This is a genomic window from Streptomyces litmocidini (assembly GCF_014649755.1).
In the GTDB taxonomy this organism is placed as follows: Bacteria; Actinomycetota; Actinomycetes; order Streptomycetales; family Streptomycetaceae; genus Streptomyces; species Streptomyces litmocidini.
In genome coordinates this window covers 120,602-135,893 of record NZ_BMTQ01000005.1, presented here as the reverse complement: position 1 = coordinate 135,893, position 15,292 = coordinate 120,602, and the positions used below count along the sequence as shown (strand labels likewise).

The 15,292-nt window shown below is 71.7% G+C and carries 18 protein-coding genes and 1 pseudogene; 14 read left to right on the top strand and 5 right to left on the bottom strand.

What is annotated here, in order from left to right; genetic code table 11:
* Positions 1-59: 59 nt before the first annotated feature.
* Entirely contained in the window at positions 60-842 is a 783-nt protein-coding gene (locus IE180_RS12900) for an ABC transporter permease (RefSeq protein WP_190156994.1), read from the bottom strand.
* Entirely contained in the window at positions 839-1,765 is a 927-nt protein-coding gene (locus IE180_RS12895) for an ABC transporter ATP-binding protein (protein WP_190156993.1), read from the bottom strand. Before IE180_RS12895 ends, IE180_RS12900 begins: the two co-directional genes overlap by 4 nt.
* 122 nt (positions 1,766-1,887) lie before the next feature.
* On the opposite strand from IE180_RS12895, the gene IE180_RS12890 reads away from it, so the two are divergent.
* The 9 genes from IE180_RS12890 to IE180_RS12850 all read left to right on the top strand — a co-directional run bounded on the left by IE180_RS12890 (position 1,888) and on the right by IE180_RS12850 (position 9,338).
* Positions 1,888-2,694 (top strand): DUF72 domain-containing protein, encoded by an 807-nt coding sequence (locus tag IE180_RS12890; protein ID WP_190156992.1) that lies wholly within the window; start codon positions 1,888-1,890, stop codon positions 2,692-2,694.
* Positions 2,695-2,797: 103 nt separating this feature from the next.
* A complete protein-coding gene (locus IE180_RS12885) occupies positions 2,798-3,523 on the top strand; it encodes a helix-turn-helix transcriptional regulator (RefSeq protein WP_190156991.1) in 726 nt (241 codons plus the stop codon).
* Positions 3,520-4,935: a Fe-S cluster assembly protein SufB gene (gene sufB / locus IE180_RS12880; protein ID WP_190156990.1), complete on the top strand. Its 1,416-nt coding sequence runs from the start codon at positions 3,520-3,522 to the stop codon at positions 4,933-4,935. Before IE180_RS12885 ends, sufB begins: the two co-directional genes overlap by 4 nt.
* A 60-nt stretch (positions 4,936-4,995) precedes the next feature.
* Positions 4,996-6,177, top strand: a complete 1,182-nt coding sequence (gene sufD / locus IE180_RS12875) for a Fe-S cluster assembly protein SufD (RefSeq protein WP_190156989.1) — start codon at positions 4,996-4,998, stop codon at positions 6,175-6,177.
* A complete protein-coding gene (locus IE180_RS12870) occupies positions 6,177-6,494 on the top strand; it encodes a bifunctional 3-phenylpropionate/cinnamic acid dioxygenase ferredoxin subunit (protein WP_030692512.1) in 318 nt (105 codons plus the stop codon). Before sufD ends, IE180_RS12870 begins: the two co-directional genes overlap by 1 nt.
* Positions 6,495-6,501: 7 nt before the next feature.
* On the top strand, positions 6,502-7,266 hold the full coding sequence (sufC, locus tag IE180_RS12865) for a Fe-S cluster assembly ATPase SufC (RefSeq protein ID WP_190156988.1): 765 nt from the start codon (positions 6,502-6,504) through the stop codon (positions 7,264-7,266).
* A complete protein-coding gene (locus IE180_RS12860; protein ID WP_190156987.1) occupies positions 7,263-8,531 on the top strand; it encodes a cysteine desulfurase in 1,269 nt (422 codons plus the stop codon). The genes sufC and IE180_RS12860 overlap by 4 nt, the downstream gene beginning before the upstream one ends.
* Positions 8,532-8,541: 10 nt before the next feature.
* Entirely contained in the window at positions 8,542-9,003 is a 462-nt protein-coding gene (gene sufU, locus IE180_RS12855) for a Fe-S cluster assembly sulfur transfer protein SufU (RefSeq protein WP_190156986.1), read from the top strand.
* Positions 9,000-9,338 carry a metal-sulfur cluster assembly factor gene (locus IE180_RS12850; RefSeq protein WP_030205917.1) on the top strand — a complete coding sequence of 113 codons (339 nt, stop codon included), beginning with the start codon at positions 9,000-9,002 and terminating at the stop codon, positions 9,336-9,338. Before sufU ends, IE180_RS12850 begins: the two co-directional genes overlap by 4 nt.
* A gap of 77 nt (positions 9,339-9,415) precedes the next feature.
* Here the strand turns inward: IE180_RS12850 and IE180_RS12845 are convergent, their stop codons facing one another.
* On the bottom strand, positions 9,416-10,489 hold the full coding sequence (locus tag IE180_RS12845; protein ID WP_190156985.1) for a DUF7847 domain-containing protein: 1,074 nt from the start codon (positions 10,487-10,489) through the stop codon (positions 9,416-9,418).
* A 63-nt stretch (positions 10,490-10,552) separates the two neighbouring features.
* On the opposite strand from IE180_RS12845, the gene IE180_RS12840 reads away from it, so the two are divergent.
* The 3 genes and pseudogenes from IE180_RS12840 (at position 10,553) to dapD (ending at position 12,155) form a co-directional block, all read left to right on the top strand.
* Positions 10,553-10,873: a DMT family transporter gene (locus tag IE180_RS12840; protein ID WP_190156984.1), complete on the top strand. Its 321-nt coding sequence runs from the start codon at positions 10,553-10,555 to the stop codon at positions 10,871-10,873.
* Between the two features lie 56 nt (positions 10,874-10,929).
* Positions 10,930-11,022, top strand: a pseudogene (locus IE180_RS12835) (TetR family transcriptional regulator); the annotation flags it as partial.
* A 149-nt stretch (positions 11,023-11,171) separates the two neighbouring features.
* On the top strand, positions 11,172-12,155 hold the full coding sequence (dapD, locus tag IE180_RS12830) for a 2,3,4,5-tetrahydropyridine-2,6-dicarboxylate N-succinyltransferase (protein ID WP_190156983.1): 984 nt from the start codon (positions 11,172-11,174) through the stop codon (positions 12,153-12,155).
* An 80-nt stretch (positions 12,156-12,235) separates the two neighbouring features.
* On the opposite strand, the gene dapA is transcribed toward dapD, so the two are convergent.
* Entirely contained in the window at positions 12,236-13,120 is an 885-nt protein-coding gene (dapA, locus tag IE180_RS12825) for a 4-hydroxy-tetrahydrodipicolinate synthase (RefSeq protein WP_190156982.1), read from the bottom strand.
* A gap of 133 nt (positions 13,121-13,253) precedes the next feature.
* Between dapA and IE180_RS12820 the strand changes: the two genes are divergently transcribed.
* On the top strand, positions 13,254-14,009 hold the full coding sequence (locus tag IE180_RS12820) for an SDR family NAD(P)-dependent oxidoreductase (protein ID WP_190156981.1): 756 nt from the start codon (positions 13,254-13,256) through the stop codon (positions 14,007-14,009).
* Here IE180_RS12820 and IE180_RS12815 read toward each other — a convergent pair.
* A complete protein-coding gene (locus IE180_RS12815) occupies positions 14,006-14,449 on the bottom strand; it encodes a GNAT family N-acetyltransferase (RefSeq protein WP_190156980.1) in 444 nt (147 codons plus the stop codon). The genes IE180_RS12820 and IE180_RS12815 overlap by 4 nt on opposite strands.
* Positions 14,450-14,573: 124 nt before the next feature.
* On the opposite strand from IE180_RS12815, the gene IE180_RS12810 reads away from it, so the two are divergent.
* Entirely contained in the window at positions 14,574-15,287 is a 714-nt protein-coding gene (locus IE180_RS12810) for an antibiotic biosynthesis monooxygenase family protein (RefSeq protein WP_190156979.1), read from the top strand.
* The last annotated feature ends 5 nt before the right edge of the window (positions 15,288-15,292 follow it).

Below are 15,292 nucleotides of genomic sequence, written 5' to 3'. Positions count from 1 at the left end.
GGCGGCGCTTGTGCGCGCTTTCACGAGGGGGGCGTATATGGCGGAACGGAACCTTACGGTTACTCCCAGCGGAAGAACCTCGCCGCCGCCCCGAGGCCCAGGACCGCCCAGACGGCCAGGATCAGCGCGTCGCCCCACGGCATCGACGCCCCGTTCTGGAGGACGTCGCGCAGCCCGTCCGAGAGCGCGGAGATCGGGAGCAGCGCGAGCACGTCGCCGGCCGCGCCGAACTTCTCCAGCGGGACGACGACCCCGCCGCCCACCAGGAGCAGCAGGAAGACCAGGTTCGCGGCGGCCAGCGTGGCCTCGGCCTTCAGGGTGCCGGCCATCAGCAGGCCGAGACCGGAGAAGGCGGCCGTGCCGAGGACCAGGAGCAGCAGGACGGACAGCGGGTCGCCGTGCGGGGACCAGCCGAGGGCCAGGGCGATCGCCGTCAGGAGCGCGACCTGGAGGACCTCGGTGACCAGGACGGAGAGCGTCTTGGCGGTCATGAGCGCCCAGCGGGGGAGCGGTGAGGCGCCGAGCCGCTTGAGCACCCCGTACCGCCGCTCGAAGCCGGTCGCGATGGCCTGGCCGGTGAAGGCGGTGGACATCACGGCGAGCGCGAGGACACCGGGGGCGAGGAAGTCGACGGCCTCGCCGCCGCCGCCCGTCGTCGCCACGGGCACGGTGACGATGTCGACGGTGGAGAACAGCACCAGGAGGAGGGACGGGATGATCACCGTGAGGAGCAGCTGCTCGCCGTTGCGCAGCAGCATCCTGGTCTCCAGGGCGGTCTGCGCGGCGATCATCCGCCCGACGGGGGCGGCCCCCGGCTTCGGCGCGTAGGTACCGGTGCTCACGACCTCAGCTCCTTGCCGGTCAGCTCCAGGAAGACGTCTTCGAGGGTGTGGCGCTCGACCGAGATGCGGTCGGGCATGACGCCGTGCTGTGCGCACCAGGTGGTGACGGTGGCGAGCAGCTGGGGATCGACGGCGCCGGTGATCCGGTACGTGCCGGGCAGCGGTTCCGCGGCGGCCGTGCCGTCCGGGAGCGCCTTGAGCAGGGAGCCGAGGTCGAGGCCGGGGCGGCCGGAGAAGCGCAGGGTGTTCTCGGCGCCGCCGCGGCACAGCTCCTCGGGGCTGCCCTGGGCGGCGACCCGCCCGGCGTCGACGATGGCGACGTCGTCGGCGAGCTCCTCGGCCTCCTGCATGAAGTGGGTGGTGAGGACCACGGTCACGCCGTCGGCGCGCAGCTCGCGGACCAGCTCCCAGGTGGAGCGGCGGGCCTGCGGGTCGAGCCCGGCGGTGGGTTCGTCGAGGAAGACCAGCTCGGGGCGGCCGACGACGGCCATGGCGAGCGACAGGCGCTGCTGCTGGCCGCCGGAGAGCCGCCGGTAGGTCGTGCGGCCGCAGGAGCCGAGGCCGAGGCGCTCGATCAGGGCGTCGACGTCCAGCGGCCGGGCGTGGAGCTTCGCCATGTGGCGGAGCATCTCGTCGGCGCGGGCGCCGGAGTAGACGCCGCCGGACTGGAGCATCACGCCGATCCTGGGGCGCAGGGCGGCGGCGTCGGCGACCGGGTCGAGGCCCAGGACGCGGACGGTGCCGCCGTCGGGCCTGCGGTATCCCTCGCAGGTCTCGACGGTGGTGGTCTTGCCGGCCCCGTTGGGGCCGAGGACGGCGGTGACGGTGCCCGCGCGGACGTCGAGGTCGAGGCCGTCGACGGCGGTCTTGCTTCCGTACCGCTTGACCAGGCCGCGGACCTGGACGACGGACTCGTGTGACATGTCCGGAAGTCTAAGGACCCGGCGGGTGCGCGCGGGCCGCGCCCCCGGGTTCCGGGCCGCGGCCGGTTCCGGGGCGCCCTCCCGGCCCGGGTGAGCCGTCCCGTACGGGGAAGGGGAGACGCATGTCCGTGTACATCGGCACGTCCGGCTGGCAGTACCGGGACTGGCGCGGCGTGCTCTATCCGGAGGGTCTGCCGCAGCGGCTCTGGCTGGAGGAGTACGCGCGCTCGTTCGCGACCGTGGAGAACAACAACGCCTTCTACCGGCTGCCCGAGCGCCACACCTTCGCCGCCTGGCGGGAGCGGACGCCCGACGGCTTCGTCATGGCGGTGAAGGCGAGCCGCTTCCTCACCCACGTCAAGCGTCTGAAGGACCCCGAGGAGCCCGTGGAGCGGCTGATGGGCCGGGCGGAGGCGCTGGGCGACCGGCTCGGTCCCGTCCTGCTCCAGCTGCCGCCGACGCTGCGCGCGGACGCGGGGCTGCTGGACGCGGTGGTCGCGTGCTTCCCGGCCGGGGTGCGGGTGGCGGTCGAGCCGCGGCACGACTCCTGGTGGACGGAGGAGATCGCCGGGGTCCTGAGGGACCGCGGGGCCGCCCTGTGCTGGGCGGACCGGGGCTCGCGGCCGGTGACGCCGCTGTGGCGGACGGCGGACTGGGGGTACGTGCGCTTCCACGAGGGCCGCGCCCGGCCCTGGCCCCGCTACGGCCGTCAGGCGCTGGGGGCCTGGGCGGACCGGATCGCTGCGGCCTGGCCGGAGGGCGCGGACGTGTTCGCGTTCTTCAACAACGATCCCGGCGGGGCGGCCGTCCGCGACGCGGATTTCCTCGCGCGTCTGGTGCGGTCGCGGGGCCGGACGGTGGTGCGGCCGGGGACCCGTGGCGGGCCCGGAGGCCCTGGTCAGACGGCTGCGGATTCATCCCATGAATGATCGTTCCTGCAGGTCAGGTAAGCCTTACCTGAGTGACGTACCGCACCGCCACCCGGCCGGACGCCGCTTGTCACCTCCCGATTAATTACGCAACAATGGCGTTGTGAAAAACGTTGGCGCGGCTCCGGTGGAGGAACTCGCGACCCGAGAGCGTTCCACGCGCAACCGGGTCGCGCGGTCGATCCTGGACCACGGGCCCTCGACCGTCGCCGACCTGGCCGCACGGCTCCGCCTCACCCAGGCCGCCGTCCGCCGCCACCTCGACTCGCTGGTCGCCGAGAACGTCGTCGAGGCCCGCGAGAAGCGCGTCTACGGAACCCGCACCCGCGGCCGCCCCGCCAAGGTCTTCGCGCTCACCGACTGCGGCCGGGACGCCTTCGACCAGTCGTACGACTCCCTCGCCGTCGAGGCGCTCCGCTGGATCGAGCGCAACGCCGGCGGAGAGGCGGCCGTCGCCGCCTTCGCCCGCGACCGGATCGAGGCCCAGGCCGGGGCGTACCGCGAGGCCGTCGAGGCGGCCGAACCGGCCCGGCGGACCGAGGCCCTGGCCAAGGCCCTCACGGCGGACGGGTACGCTGCCACTGCGCGGAACGCGCCGGTCGGCGAGCAGCTCTGCCAACACCACTGCCCGGTCGCCCACGTCGCCGAGCAGTACCCCCAGCTGTGCGAGGCGGAGACGGAATTCTTCTCCCGCCTCCTGGGAACGCACGTCCAGCGTCTGGCCACCATCGCGCATGGTGACGGCGTCTGCACCACGTTCATCCCGCACGGCACCCCACAGACCACCGAATCAGCATCCGCAAGCACGGCCGGGAGGAACCCCGCATGACCACCGAGATCAGCCACCCCGAGCTCGAGGGCCTGGGTCGGTACGAGTACGGCTGGGCCGACTCCGACGCGGCCGGTGCCGCCGCCAAGCGCGGCCTCAACGAGGACGTCGTCCGCGACATCTCCGAGAAGAAGAACGAGCCCGAGTGGATGCTCAAGCTGCGTCTCAAGGGTCTGCGGCTCTTCGGCAAGAAGCCCATGCCGACCTGGGGCTCCGACCTCTCCGGCATCGACTTCGACAACATCAAGTACTTCGTGCGGTCCACCGAGAAGCAGGCCGAGTCCTGGGAGGACCTGCCGGAGGACATCAAGAACACGTACGACAAGCTCGGCATCCCGGAGGCGGAGAAGCAGCGCCTGGTCGCCGGCGTCGCCGCCCAGTACGAGTCCGAGGTCGTCTACCACCAGATCCGCGAGGACCTGGAGGAGCAGGGCGTCATCTTCGTCGACACCGACACCGCGCTGAAGGAGCACGAGGAGCTCTTCAAGGAGTACTTCGGCACCGTCATCCCCGTCGGCGACAACAAGTTCGCCTCCCTGAACACGGCCGTCTGGTCCGGCGGCTCGTTCATCTACGTGCCGAAGGGCGTGCACGTCGAGATCCCGCTCCAGGCCTACTTCCGCATCAATACGGAGAACATGGGCCAGTTCGAGCGGACGCTGATCATCGTCGACGAGGACGCCTACGTCCACTACGTCGAGGGCTGCACCGCCCCGATCTACTCCTCCGACTCGCTGCACAGCGCCGTCGTCGAGATCATCGTGAAGAAGGGCGGCCGCTGCCGCTACACGACCATCCAGAACTGGTCGAACAACGTCTACAACCTGGTGACCAAGCGCGCCGTCGCCTACGAGGGCGCCACCATGGAGTGGGTCGACGGCAACATCGGCTCCAAGGTCACCATGAAGTACCCGGCCGTCTACCTGATGGGCGAGCACGCCAAGGGCGAGACCCTCTCCATCGCCTTCGCCGGCGAGGGCCAGCACCAGGACGCCGGCGCCAAGATGGTCCACATGGCCCCGAACACCTCCTCCAACATCGTCTCCAAGTCGGTGGCGCGAGGCGGCGGCCGCACCTCCTACCGCGGTCTCATCGAGATCGGCGAGGGTGCCCCGGGCGCCAAGTCCAACGTCCTCTGCGACGCGCTGCTCGTCGACACGATCTCCCGCTCCGACACGTACCCCTACGTGGACGTGCGCGAGGACGACGTCTCCATGGGCCACGAGGCCACCGTCTCCAAGGTCTCCGAGGACCAGCTCTTCTACCTGATGAGCCGCGGCCTCACCGAGTTCGAGGCCATGGCGATGATCGTCCGCGGCTTCGTCGAGCCCATCGCCAAGGAGCTCCCCATGGAGTACGCCCTGGAGCTCAACCGGCTGATCGAGCTGCAGATGGAGGGTGCGGTCGGCTGACGCCGCCCCGCCGTCCGCACCCCCCTGGTTCTTACGTAGGAAGAGAGCAACACGACAGCCATGGCTGAGGCTCAGAACATCCCGGCGGGCTCCACCACCGCCGGCTCGATCGCGGTGGCCGCCGAGTCCACCGTCGCCACGCGCATGAGCGCGCCCCCGTCCTTCGACGTCGCGGACTTCCCCGTCCCGCACGGCCGCGAGGAGGAGTGGCGGTTCACCCCGCTGGCACGCCTGCGCGGCCTCCACGACGGCACCGCCGTCGCCTCCGGCGAGGGCGTCAAGGTCGAGGTCGAGGCCCCCGAGGGCGTCACCGTGGAGACCGTCGGCCGCGACGACGAGCGCCTCGGCAAGGCCGGCACGCCCGTCGACCGCGTCGCCGCCCAGGCCTACTCCTCCTTCGAGAAGGCCTCGGTCGTCACCGTCGCCAAGGAGACGGTGCTCACCGAGCCGATCCGCATCTCCGTGCACGGCCAGGGCGGCGTCGCCTTCGGCCACCAGGTGATCGAGCTCGGAGCCTTCGCCGAGGCCGTCGTGGTCCTCGACCACACCGGCGACGCCGTGCTCGCCGCCAACGTGGACTACGTCCTCGGCGACGGCGCCAAGCTGACCGTCGTCTCCGTCCAGGACTGGGACGGGAAGGCCGTCCACGTCGCCCAGCACAACGCGCTGGTCGGCCGTGACGCCTCCTTCAAGTCGGTCGTCGTCACCTTCGGCGGCGACGTCGTCCGCCTCCACCCGCGCGTGCGGTACGCGGCCCCCGGCGGCGAGGCCGAGCTCTTCGGCCTGTACTTCACCGACGCCGGCCAGCACCAGGAGCACCGCCTCCTGGTCGACCACAACACCCCGCACTGCAAGTCCAACGTGGCCTACAAGGGCGCGCTGCAGGGCCAGGACGCGCACGCCGTCTGGATCGGCGACGTGCTCATCCAGGCCGCCGCGGAGGGCACGGACACCTACGAGCTCAACCGGAACCTGGTCCTCACGGACGGCGCCCGGGTCGACTCCGTGCCGAACCTGGAGATCGAGACCGGCGAGATCGCCGGCGCCGGTCACGCCTCGGCCACCGGCCGCTTCGACGACGAGCAGCTCTTCTACCTGATGGCCCGCGGCATCCCGGAGACCGAGGCCCGCCGCCTCGTCGTCCGCGGCTTCTTCGCGGAGCTCGTCCAGCAGATCGGTCTGCCGGACGTCCAGGAGCGACTCCTCGCCAAGATCGAGGCCGAGCTGGAGGCCTCCGTCTGATGGCCTTCGTCCGAGTCTGCGCGCTGAGCGAGCTGGAGGCCGACACCCCGAAGCGGGTCGAGGTCGACGGCACGCCGGTGTCGGTCGTGCACACCGAGGGCGAGGTGTACGCGATCAACGACATCTGCTCGCACGCCAACGTCTCCCTCTCGGAGGGCGAGGTCGAGGACTGCGCGATCGAGTGCTGGCTGCACGGCTCCAGCTTCGACCTGCGCACGGGCAAGCCCTCCGGCCTTCCCGCGACGCGCCCCGTCCCCGTATACCCCGTAAAGATCGAAGGGGACGATGTGCTCGTCTCCGTCACCCAGGAGTCCTGAGTCACCCATGGCTACGCTTGAAATCCACGACCTGCACGTCTCCGTCGAGGCGGAGAACGGCCCCCGCGAGATCCTCAAGGGCGTCGACCTGACCATCAAGCAGGGCGAGACCCACGCCGTCATGGGCCCCAACGGCTCCGGCAAGTCGACCCTGGCGTACTCCCTCGCGGGTCACCCGAAGTACACGGTCACCGGCGGCACCGTCACCCTCGACGGCGAGGACGTCCTGGAGATGTCGGTCGACGAGCGCGCCCGCGCCGGCGTCTTCCTCGCCATGCAGTACCCGGTCGAGGTCCCCGGCGTCTCGGTCTCCAACTTCCTGCGCACCTCCGCCACCGCCGTCCGCGGCGAGGCGCCCAAGCTGCGCACCTGGGTGAAGGAGGTCAAGTCCGCCATGGAGCAGCTCCAGATGGACCCGGCCTTCGCCGAGCGCAACGTCAACGAGGGCTTCTCCGGCGGCGAGAAGAAGCGCCACGAGATCCTCCAGCTGGAGCTCCTCAAGCCGAAGATCGCGATCCTCGACGAGACCGACTCGGGCCTCGACGTCGACGCCCTGCGCATCGTCTCCGAGGGCGTCAACCGCGTCCGCGGGACCGGTGAGGTCGGCACGCTGCTGATCACCCACTACACGCGCATCCTGCGCTACATCAAGCCCGACTTCGTGCACGTCTTCGCGAACGGCCGCATCGCCGAGTCCGGCGGCGCCGAGCTCGCCGACGTCCTGGAGAACGAGGGCTACGACAAGTACGTGAAGGGTGGCGCATCCGCGTGACTTCCGCCCATCAGGGGCTGACCGGCCTCCTCGACACCGAGGCGATCCGCAAGGACTTCCCGCTCCTGGATCGCGTGGTCCACGACGGCAAGAAGATCGTGTACCTCGACTCCGCGGCGACCTCCCAGAAGCCGCGGCAGGTCCTCGACGCGCTCAACCAGTACTACGAGCGTCACAACGCCAACGTCCACCGCGGCGTCTACACGGTCGCCGAGGAGGCGACGGCGCTGTACGAAGGCGCCCGTGACAAGGTCGCGGCCTTCATCAACGCGCCGAGCCGCGACGAGGTGATCTTCACCAAGAACGCCTCCGAGTCGCTCAACCTCGTGGCCAACATGCTGGGCTGGGCCGACGAGCCCTACCGCGTGGACCACGAGACCGAGATCGCCATCACGGAGATGGAGCACCACTCCAACATCGTGCCGTGGCAGCTGCTCTCGCAGCGCACGGGCGCGAAGCTGAAGTGGTTCGGCCTCACCGACGACGGCCGTCTCGACCTCTCGAACATCGAGGAGGTCATCACCGAGAAGACCAAGATCGTCTCGTTCACGCTGGTCTCGAACCTGCTCGGCACGGTCAACCCGGTGGAGACGATCATCCGCCGCGCCCAGGAGGTCGGTGCGCTCGTCTGCATCGACGCCTCCCAGGCGGCCCCGCACATGGTCCTGGACGTGCAGGCGCTCCAGGCCGACTTCGTGGCCTTCACCGGCCACAAGATGTGCGGCCCGACCGGCATCGGCGTGCTGTGGGGACGGCAGGAGCTCCTGGAGGACCTCCCGCCCTTCCTCGGCGGCGGCGAGATGATCGAGACCGTCTCGATGCACTCCTCGACGTACGCGCCGGCCCCGCACAAGTTCGAGGCGGGCACGCCCCCGATCGCCCAGGCCGTCGGCCTCGGCGCGGCCGTGGACTACCTGTCGGCGATCGGGATGGAGAACATCGCGCGCCACGAGCACGCGATCACCGAGTACGCCGTCCGGCGCCTCCAGGAGGTGCCGGACCTGCGGATCATCGGCCCCACCACGGCCGAGGACCGCGGCGCGGCGATCTCCTTCACGCTGGGCGACATCCATCCGCACGACGTGGGCCAGGTCCTCGACGAGGAGGGCATCGCGGTGCGCGTGGGCCACCACTGCGCGCGGCCGGTCTGCCTGCGGTACGGAATTCCCGCGACCACGCGAGCGTCGTTCTATCTGTACTCCACCCCGGCCGAGGTCGACGCCCTGGTCGCGGGTCTGGAGCACGTACGGAACTTCTTCGGCTAGGAGACGGCTCGTGAAGCTGGATTCGATGTACCAGGACGTCATCCTGGACCACTACAAGCACCCCCACGGGCGCGGTCTTCGGGACGGCGACGCCGAGGTGCACCACGTCAACCCGACGTGCGGCGACGAGATCACGCTCCGCGTGAAGTACGACGGCTCGCGCATCGAGGACGTGTCGTACGAGGGCCAGGGCTGCTCCATCAGCCAGGCCTCGGCCTCCGTCCTCAACGAGCTGCTCGTCGGCAAGGAGCTGGCCGAGGCGCAGAAGATCCAGGGCACCTTCCTGGAGCTGATGCAGTCCAAGGGCCAGATCGAGCCGGACGAGGCGATGGAGGAGGTCCTGGAGGACGCGGTCGCGTTCGCCGGGGTCTCCAAGTACCCCGCCCGTGTGAAGTGCGCGCTGCTCAGCTGGATGGCGTGGAAGGACGCGACCGCCCAGGCGCTGGGTGACACGGAGAGGAAGTCGGCATGACCGAGAACGCCGAGGCCACGATGAAGCCGGCCTCCGAGGAAGAAGTCCGTGAGGCGCTGTACGACGTCGTCGACCCCGAGCTGGGCATCGACGTCGTCAACCTGGGCCTGATCTACGGCATCCACATCGACGACTCGAACGTCGCGACGCTGGACATGACCCTGACGTCGGCGGCCTGCCCGCTGACCGATGTGATCGAGGACCAGGCGAAGTCCGCGACGGACGGCATCGTCAGCGAGCTGAAGATCAACTGGGTCTGGATGCCCCCGTGGGGTCCGGACAAGATCACGGACGACGGCCGCGAGCAGCTGCGCGCGCTCGGCTTCAACGTCTGACGCCCGGCTTCACCGTCTGATCCGTACGCGTACGCGAGAACGGCCGCGCCCTCCGGGGCGCGGCCGTTCTCGCGTTCCTAGAGGAGGCCGGCCGCCCGGGCCAGCTCCGGGGCCAGGTTCTCCTTGCGGATGCGCTGGTCGACGTAGAGCAGACCGGTGACGATCGGCGGGAAGAGCGAGACGACCGCCTGGGTGATCATCTGGCCGACGACCAGGACGCCGACGAGGGCCGCCAGGGCGGCGATCAGGGCGCCCCGGTCCTCACCGGAGAAGTCGGCGGTCGAGAGCGGGGCCGAGACCAGCAGCGAGAGCAGCTGCTGGATCAGCCAGCTCACCACGGAGGCCATCAGGCCGGCCGCGAGCAGACAGCCGAACACGCGCCACCAGGAGCCGCGGACCAGGGACGAGGAGCGGCGCATCGAGGCGAACGCGCCCTGTCCCTCCATCACCGCCGCCGCCGGGGCCAGGCTGAACTTCACCCAGATCCACAGCGCGAGCGGGGCGATGAGCAGGGCCAGGCCGATGACGAGGAGGGGGACCAGCAGCAGACCCGCCATCGGGGTGCCCGTCGCGTCGTCCGCGGCCAGGAGCAGCGTCGTGACCATCCAGACGAAGGCCGCGACGAACAGCGCCATCGGGACCAGCAGGGCCAGGCCCGTCAGCACCACCGTGCCCAGGACCGCCGGCATCCGGGACCAGGCGCGGCGCCAGACCGCGCCGAAGGTCGTGGGCCGGCCGAGGACCGCTTCCTGGACCACGGCCGGGCAGGCCGCCGCCACCACGGCGCTCGCGCAGAGCATCACGATCATGGCGACGAGCCAGACGCAGACGAAGGCGATGACCAGCGGCCGGACGTCGTCCCACCGGGGCTCCTGGCCCTCCGGCAGGTCGAACACGGCGGGGAAGACGTCGCCGACGGCCGCGTACGCGATGCCGGCCGCCGCGCCGACGATCAGGACCGCGACGCCGTAGACGGTCCCCGTCACCCCGAGAAGCTGCTTCCAGTAACGGCCGAAGGTCGCGAAGGCGCCGCTCAGGATCGTGCCGAAGCCGAGGGGCGCCAGAGGTATCACGCCGGGCTTCGGCGGTGGGGGCGGCGGCGGATAGCCGTAGCCGTAGGGCGGGCCGGGCGGGCCTGGGGGGTACGTCATGCGGGACACCGTATCGGTGGCTGACATGTACACCCGTAGACGGTGCTGTGTACGCTCGCACACGTGGGCTACGGACTCCTTGCGGGCGCCATCGCGGCGGAGATACTCGCCACCACCTCGATGAAGTACAGCGAGGGCTTCACCCGGCTCTGGCCCTCCCTCGTCACCGGCGCGGGCTACCTCGTCGCCTTCGCGCTCCTGGCGCGGGCGCTCAAGACGCTCCAGGTCGGCACCGCCTACGCCATCTGGTCAGGGGTCGGCACCGCCGCCGTCGCCCTCATCGGCTTCCTCTTCCTCGGCGAGAGCCTGGGCGTCGCCAAGATCGCCGGGATCGTCCTCATCATCGCGGGGGTCGCCGTCCTCAACCTCGGCGGCGCCCACTGATGGCACGGCCCCGGAGGCACGACCCCGGCCGGCGCGAGCGGATCGTCGACGCCGCCCTCGCCCCGCGCATCGGGCCCGTCACCGCCCGCGCCCTGGTCGCCCTCATGGACGGCATCGGCCTCCAGGTGCTGCTCACCGGTGCCCCGTAGGACGGGGAGCACACCCGGGAGGTGCTGGCCCGGATCCTGAACGAAGACCCGAAACGGCGGGCCGGGACCTCGTCGGAACCGCCCACGGGCCCGACCGACACCTGAGACCGGTTGGCCCGGGCGGGGGGCCGCCCGTTAGGTTTTCCGTCATGACCACTGCTCCTCGCACCACCGGCGCCGTCGCCGCCGGCCTCGCCACCATCGCCGGCGACGGCACCGTTCTCGACACCTGGTTCCCCGCCCCCGAGCTGACCGACGCCGCCGGCCCCGCCGGCACCGAGCGCCTCACCCCCGAGGAGGCCGTCGACGCCCTCGGCGAGGGCGCCGCCAAGGCCCTCGGCGTGGACGCCCGCCGGGGCGTCGAGGTGGTCGCCGTCCGCACCGTCATCGCCTCGCTCGACGAGAAGCCGCTCGACGCGCACGACACCTACCTGCGCCTCCACCTGCTGAGCCACCGGCTGGTCAAGCCGCACGGCCAGAGCCTGGACGGCATCTTCGGCCTGCTGGCGAACGTGGCCTGGACCTCGCTCGGCCCGGTCGCCGTCGACGACGTCGAGAAGGTGCGGCTCAACGCCCGCGCCGAGGGTCTGCACCTCCAGGTCACCTCGATCGACAAGTTCCCGCGCATGACCGACTACGTCGTGCCCGCCGGCGTCCGCATCGCCGACGCCGACCGCGTCCGCCTCGGCGCCCACCTCGCCGCGGGCACCACCGTCATGCACGAGGGCTTCGTCAACTTCAACGCCGGCACCCTCGGCACCTCCATGGTCGAGGGCCGCATCTCCGCCGGCGTCGTCGTCGGCGACGGCTCCGACATCGGCGGCGGCGCCTCCACCATGGGCACCCTCTCCGGCGGCGGCAACGTCGTCATCTCGATCGGCGAGCGCTGCCTGGTCGGCGCCGAGGCGGGCGTCGGCATCGCGCTCGGCGACGAGGTCGTCGTCGAGGCCGGCCTGTACGTCACCGCCGGCACCCGGGTCACCCTGCCCGACGGCCAGATCGTGAAGGCCCGCGAGCTCTCCGGCGCCTCCCACATCCTCTTCCGCCGCAACTCGGTCACCGGCGCCGTCGAGGCCCGTCCGAACAACGCGGTCTGGGGCGGACTGAACGACATCCTGCACAGCCACAACTGAGGCACCGACAGGACGGGCCGGCCCCCGCCCCCGCCCCGCCCGGCCGGGGCGGGCGGCCGACCGCCCTCCGCACGGGGCCGCTACACCGGTGACCCCGACCGGACCAGCGCCCCGTGCGCCGCGCGCAGCGCGTCGGCCGCCTCCCGGTCCGCGGGCCGCAGCGGTTCGCGCACCGGGCCGCCGAGGAGTGCCTTCGCGGTCACCGTGCCCGGCAGGCCCGAGGCCATCATCAGCTCGGTCAGCGGCAGGACCTCGGCGTTGAGCCGGGCCGCGCCCGCGGTGTCGCCCGCGTCGAAGGCGTCCAGGACCGCGCGCATCCGGCGCGGCGCCACGTTCGCCACCGTACTGACGTAGCCGGCGCCGCCCACCGCGTACAGCGGGAGGTTCAGCTCCTCGCTCCCGGAGTAGTACGCGAGCCCCGTCTCCGCGATCAGCCGGGCCGAACCGAGCAGGTCGTTCGCGCAGTCCTTCACCGCCACGATCCGCGGATGCCGGGCGATCCGCCGCATCGTCGCGGGCTCGACCCGGGTGCCGGTGCGGCCGGGGATGTCGTAGACCATCACCGGCAGCCCGGTCGCGTCCGCGACCTTCAGGAAGTGCGCCTCGACGGCCGACTGCGGGGGACGGCTGTAGTACGGCGTGACGACGAGCAGCCCGTCCGCCCCCGCCTCCTCGGCCTGCCGGGCCAGCTCCACGGTGTGGCGGGTGTCGGCGGTGCCCACCCCCGTCAGGACCGACGGGCCGGGGCCGACCGCCTCGCGGACGGCGCGGACCAGCGCGGCCTTCTCGGCGTCGGTGGTGGTCGGGGACTCGCCCGTCGTGCCGTTGAGGACCAGGCCGTCGCAGCCCTCCGCGAGGAGACGGACGGCGAGTTCCCCGGCCGCGTCCAGGTCGAGGGCGTCGGCGGCGGTGAACGGGGTGATCATCGCGCAGAGGGCGCGCCCGAAGGGGCGTTCGGTGTCCATCCGAGAAGTCTGTGCGCGAGCGACCGTGAAGGTCCACTTAGATCTGCTTGGTTCGAGAATTCAGTTTCTGTGAACGATGGCCGTCTGGCATGATCGGCCGGGCGCGACAGGGGGACATGGAGAACAGCACAGCATGAGCGCACACAGCGCGGCCGCCGACCGGCGCGTCGCCCTCGTCACCGGCTCGTCCTCGGGCATCGGGGCCGCCGTCGCCCGACGGCTCGCCGACGCCGGCTTCCGGGTCGTCGTCAACTCCGCGCGGTCGGCCGAAGCGGGCGCCGCCCTCGCCGCCGAACTGCCGGACGCGGTCTACGTCCGGGCCGACGTCTCCGACGAGGCCCAGGCCACGGCCCTCGTCGAGGCCGCGGTGGAGGCGTACGGCCGTCTCGACCTCCTCGTCAACTGCGCGGGCACCACCCGGTTCATCCCGCACGACGACCTCGAAGCCGCCTCGCCCGAGGTCTGGCGCCACCTCTACGACGTCAACGTCATCGGCGTCTGGCAGACCATCACCGCCGCCGTCCCGCACCTGCGGAAGACCCGCGGCAACGTCGTCACCGTCTCCTCCCAGGCAGGCGTCCGGCCCGGCGGCAGCTCCATCCCGTACGCCGTCTCCAAGGCCGCCGTCAACCACATGACGAAGCTCCTCGCCAAGGCCCTCGGCCCCGGCGTCCGCGTCAACGCGGTCGCGCCCGGCCTCATCGACACCCCCTGGTTCGACGGCGTCGAGGGCGCCGACGCCGCCAAGGAGCACGTGGCCGGGGTCGTCCCGCTGCGCCGGGTCGGCCGCCCCGAGGACATCGCCGGCGCCGTCTTCGACCTGGCCCACGCCCCGTACATCACCGGCGAGGTCCTCCTCGTCGACGGCGGCGGGCACCTGCTGGGCTAGAGCGCCAGCTTGAAGCCGTCGTGGCTGCGCGCGAAGCCCAGGGAGGCGTAGAAGCGGTGGGCGTCCGTCCGTCGCTTGTCGCTGGTCAACTGGACGAGCGCGCAGCCGCGTTCCTCCGCCCGCGCCACGGCCCGCTCCATCAGCTCCCGGCCGAGCCCGCCGCCGCGCCGGTCGGCCCTGATCCGGACCGCCTCGATCAGGGCCCGCTCGGCGCCGCCCTTGCCGAGCCCCGGGACGTACGTGGCCTGGAGGCAGCCCAGGACGAGTTCGCCGTCCACCAGGACCAGTACCTCGTTGCGCGGATCGCCCTCGATGTCCGCGAAGGCCCGCTCGTACGCGTCGGTGACGACGACCGACCCGGGGTCCACCACCCCGTCCTCGCCGGCGAGGAGGGCGAGGACGGCGGGCAGTTCGGCGCGGGTGGCGGGGCGAAGGAGCATGGTCGGAAGTCTCGCACGGGCTCCCTTGACCTCAACCACGGTCGAGGGAGGAGGGTCGAGTCGTCCGGGGAACACGAACCAGGTCGTCCGAGGAACACGGACCGAGGAGACAGGAGACTCCGCCATGAACGCCGTCGCCCACCCCGATGCCCGCCCCGACCCCCACCGTCCCGGAGTCGGCGCCGTCCTCGTCAGCACCTGGAGGGTCGGCACCCCCGAGCGGCAGCGCGCCGCCGTCGAGGCCATCCGGACGGCCTGGGAGGGCCGCGCGTGGCCGGACCCCGGCCTGCTCTCGTACAGCGTCCTCATCGGGACCGACGGGGACACGCTGCTGCACCACTCGCAGTGGACCGAGCAGCAGGTCTACGACGACTTCGTCCGCACCCACCGCGACGACCGGAACGCCGAGATCGACGCCGCCGTGCCCGGCATCGAGCGGGTGGAGCTCCGCCGCTACGGGCCGGTCCACCGCTCCACCGCCCGCCGCGCGACGGCCACGGGGGAGCCGCCGGGGGTCGTCGTGATCGTCGAGGCCGACTTCGACGGGACCGGCGCGGGTCACCGGGAGGAGTGGGTGGACGCCGTGTTCACCGCCCTGGACGAGGACGCGGCGGCACGGCCGGAGTCCGGCGGGATCAGCGCCCGGTTCCACCTGTCCGTCGACGGCGGCCGGGTCCTGAACTACGCCGAGTGGGAGAGCGAGCAGGCCCACGAGGAGTGGCAGGCGGACGACGCGCGGTCGAGCGAGGCCTGGAAGCGGGTGCACCACCACCCGGCGCTCGTGGGCGGCCGGGTGCGGCGGTACACGCCCGCGCTCCGTCTGGGCGCGGGCGTGTGACGGGT

Excerpts from the sequence above, each read along its gene's own strand:
- IE180_RS12850 (WP_030205917.1), top strand. The coding sequence starts at position 9,000 with ATGACCGAGAACGCCGAGGCCACGATGAAGCCGGCCTCCGAGGAAGAA.
- IE180_RS12815 (WP_190156980.1), bottom strand. The coding sequence starts at position 14,449 with ATGCTCCTTCGCCCCGCCACCCGCGCCGAACTGCCCGCCGTCCTCGCC.
- IE180_RS12845 (WP_190156985.1), bottom strand. The coding sequence starts at position 10,489 with ATGACGTACCCCCCAGGCCCGCCCGGCCCGCCCTACGGCTACGGCTAT.
- IE180_RS12895 (WP_190156993.1), bottom strand. The coding sequence starts at position 1,765 with ATGTCACACGAGTCCGTCGTCCAGGTCCGCGGCCTGGTCAAGCGGTAC.
- dapA (WP_190156982.1), bottom strand. The coding sequence starts at position 13,120 with ATGGACACCGAACGCCCCTTCGGGCGCGCCCTCTGCGCGATGATCACC.
- sufB (WP_190156990.1), top strand. The coding sequence starts at position 3,520 with ATGACCACCGAGATCAGCCACCCCGAGCTCGAGGGCCTGGGTCGGTAC.
- dapD (WP_190156983.1), top strand. The coding sequence starts at position 11,172 with ATGACCACTGCTCCTCGCACCACCGGCGCCGTCGCCGCCGGCCTCGCC.
- IE180_RS12890 (WP_190156992.1), top strand. The coding sequence starts at position 1,888 with ATGTCCGTGTACATCGGCACGTCCGGCTGGCAGTACCGGGACTGGCGC.
- IE180_RS12810 (WP_190156979.1), top strand. The coding sequence starts at position 14,574 with ATGAACGCCGTCGCCCACCCCGATGCCCGCCCCGACCCCCACCGTCCC.
- IE180_RS12820 (WP_190156981.1), top strand. The coding sequence starts at position 13,254 with ATGAGCGCACACAGCGCGGCCGCCGACCGGCGCGTCGCCCTCGTCACC.
- sufD (WP_190156989.1), top strand. The coding sequence starts at position 4,996 with ATGGCTGAGGCTCAGAACATCCCGGCGGGCTCCACCACCGCCGGCTCG.
- IE180_RS12870 (WP_030692512.1), top strand. The coding sequence starts at position 6,177 with ATGGCCTTCGTCCGAGTCTGCGCGCTGAGCGAGCTGGAGGCCGACACC.
- sufC (WP_190156988.1), top strand. The coding sequence starts at position 6,502 with ATGGCTACGCTTGAAATCCACGACCTGCACGTCTCCGTCGAGGCGGAG.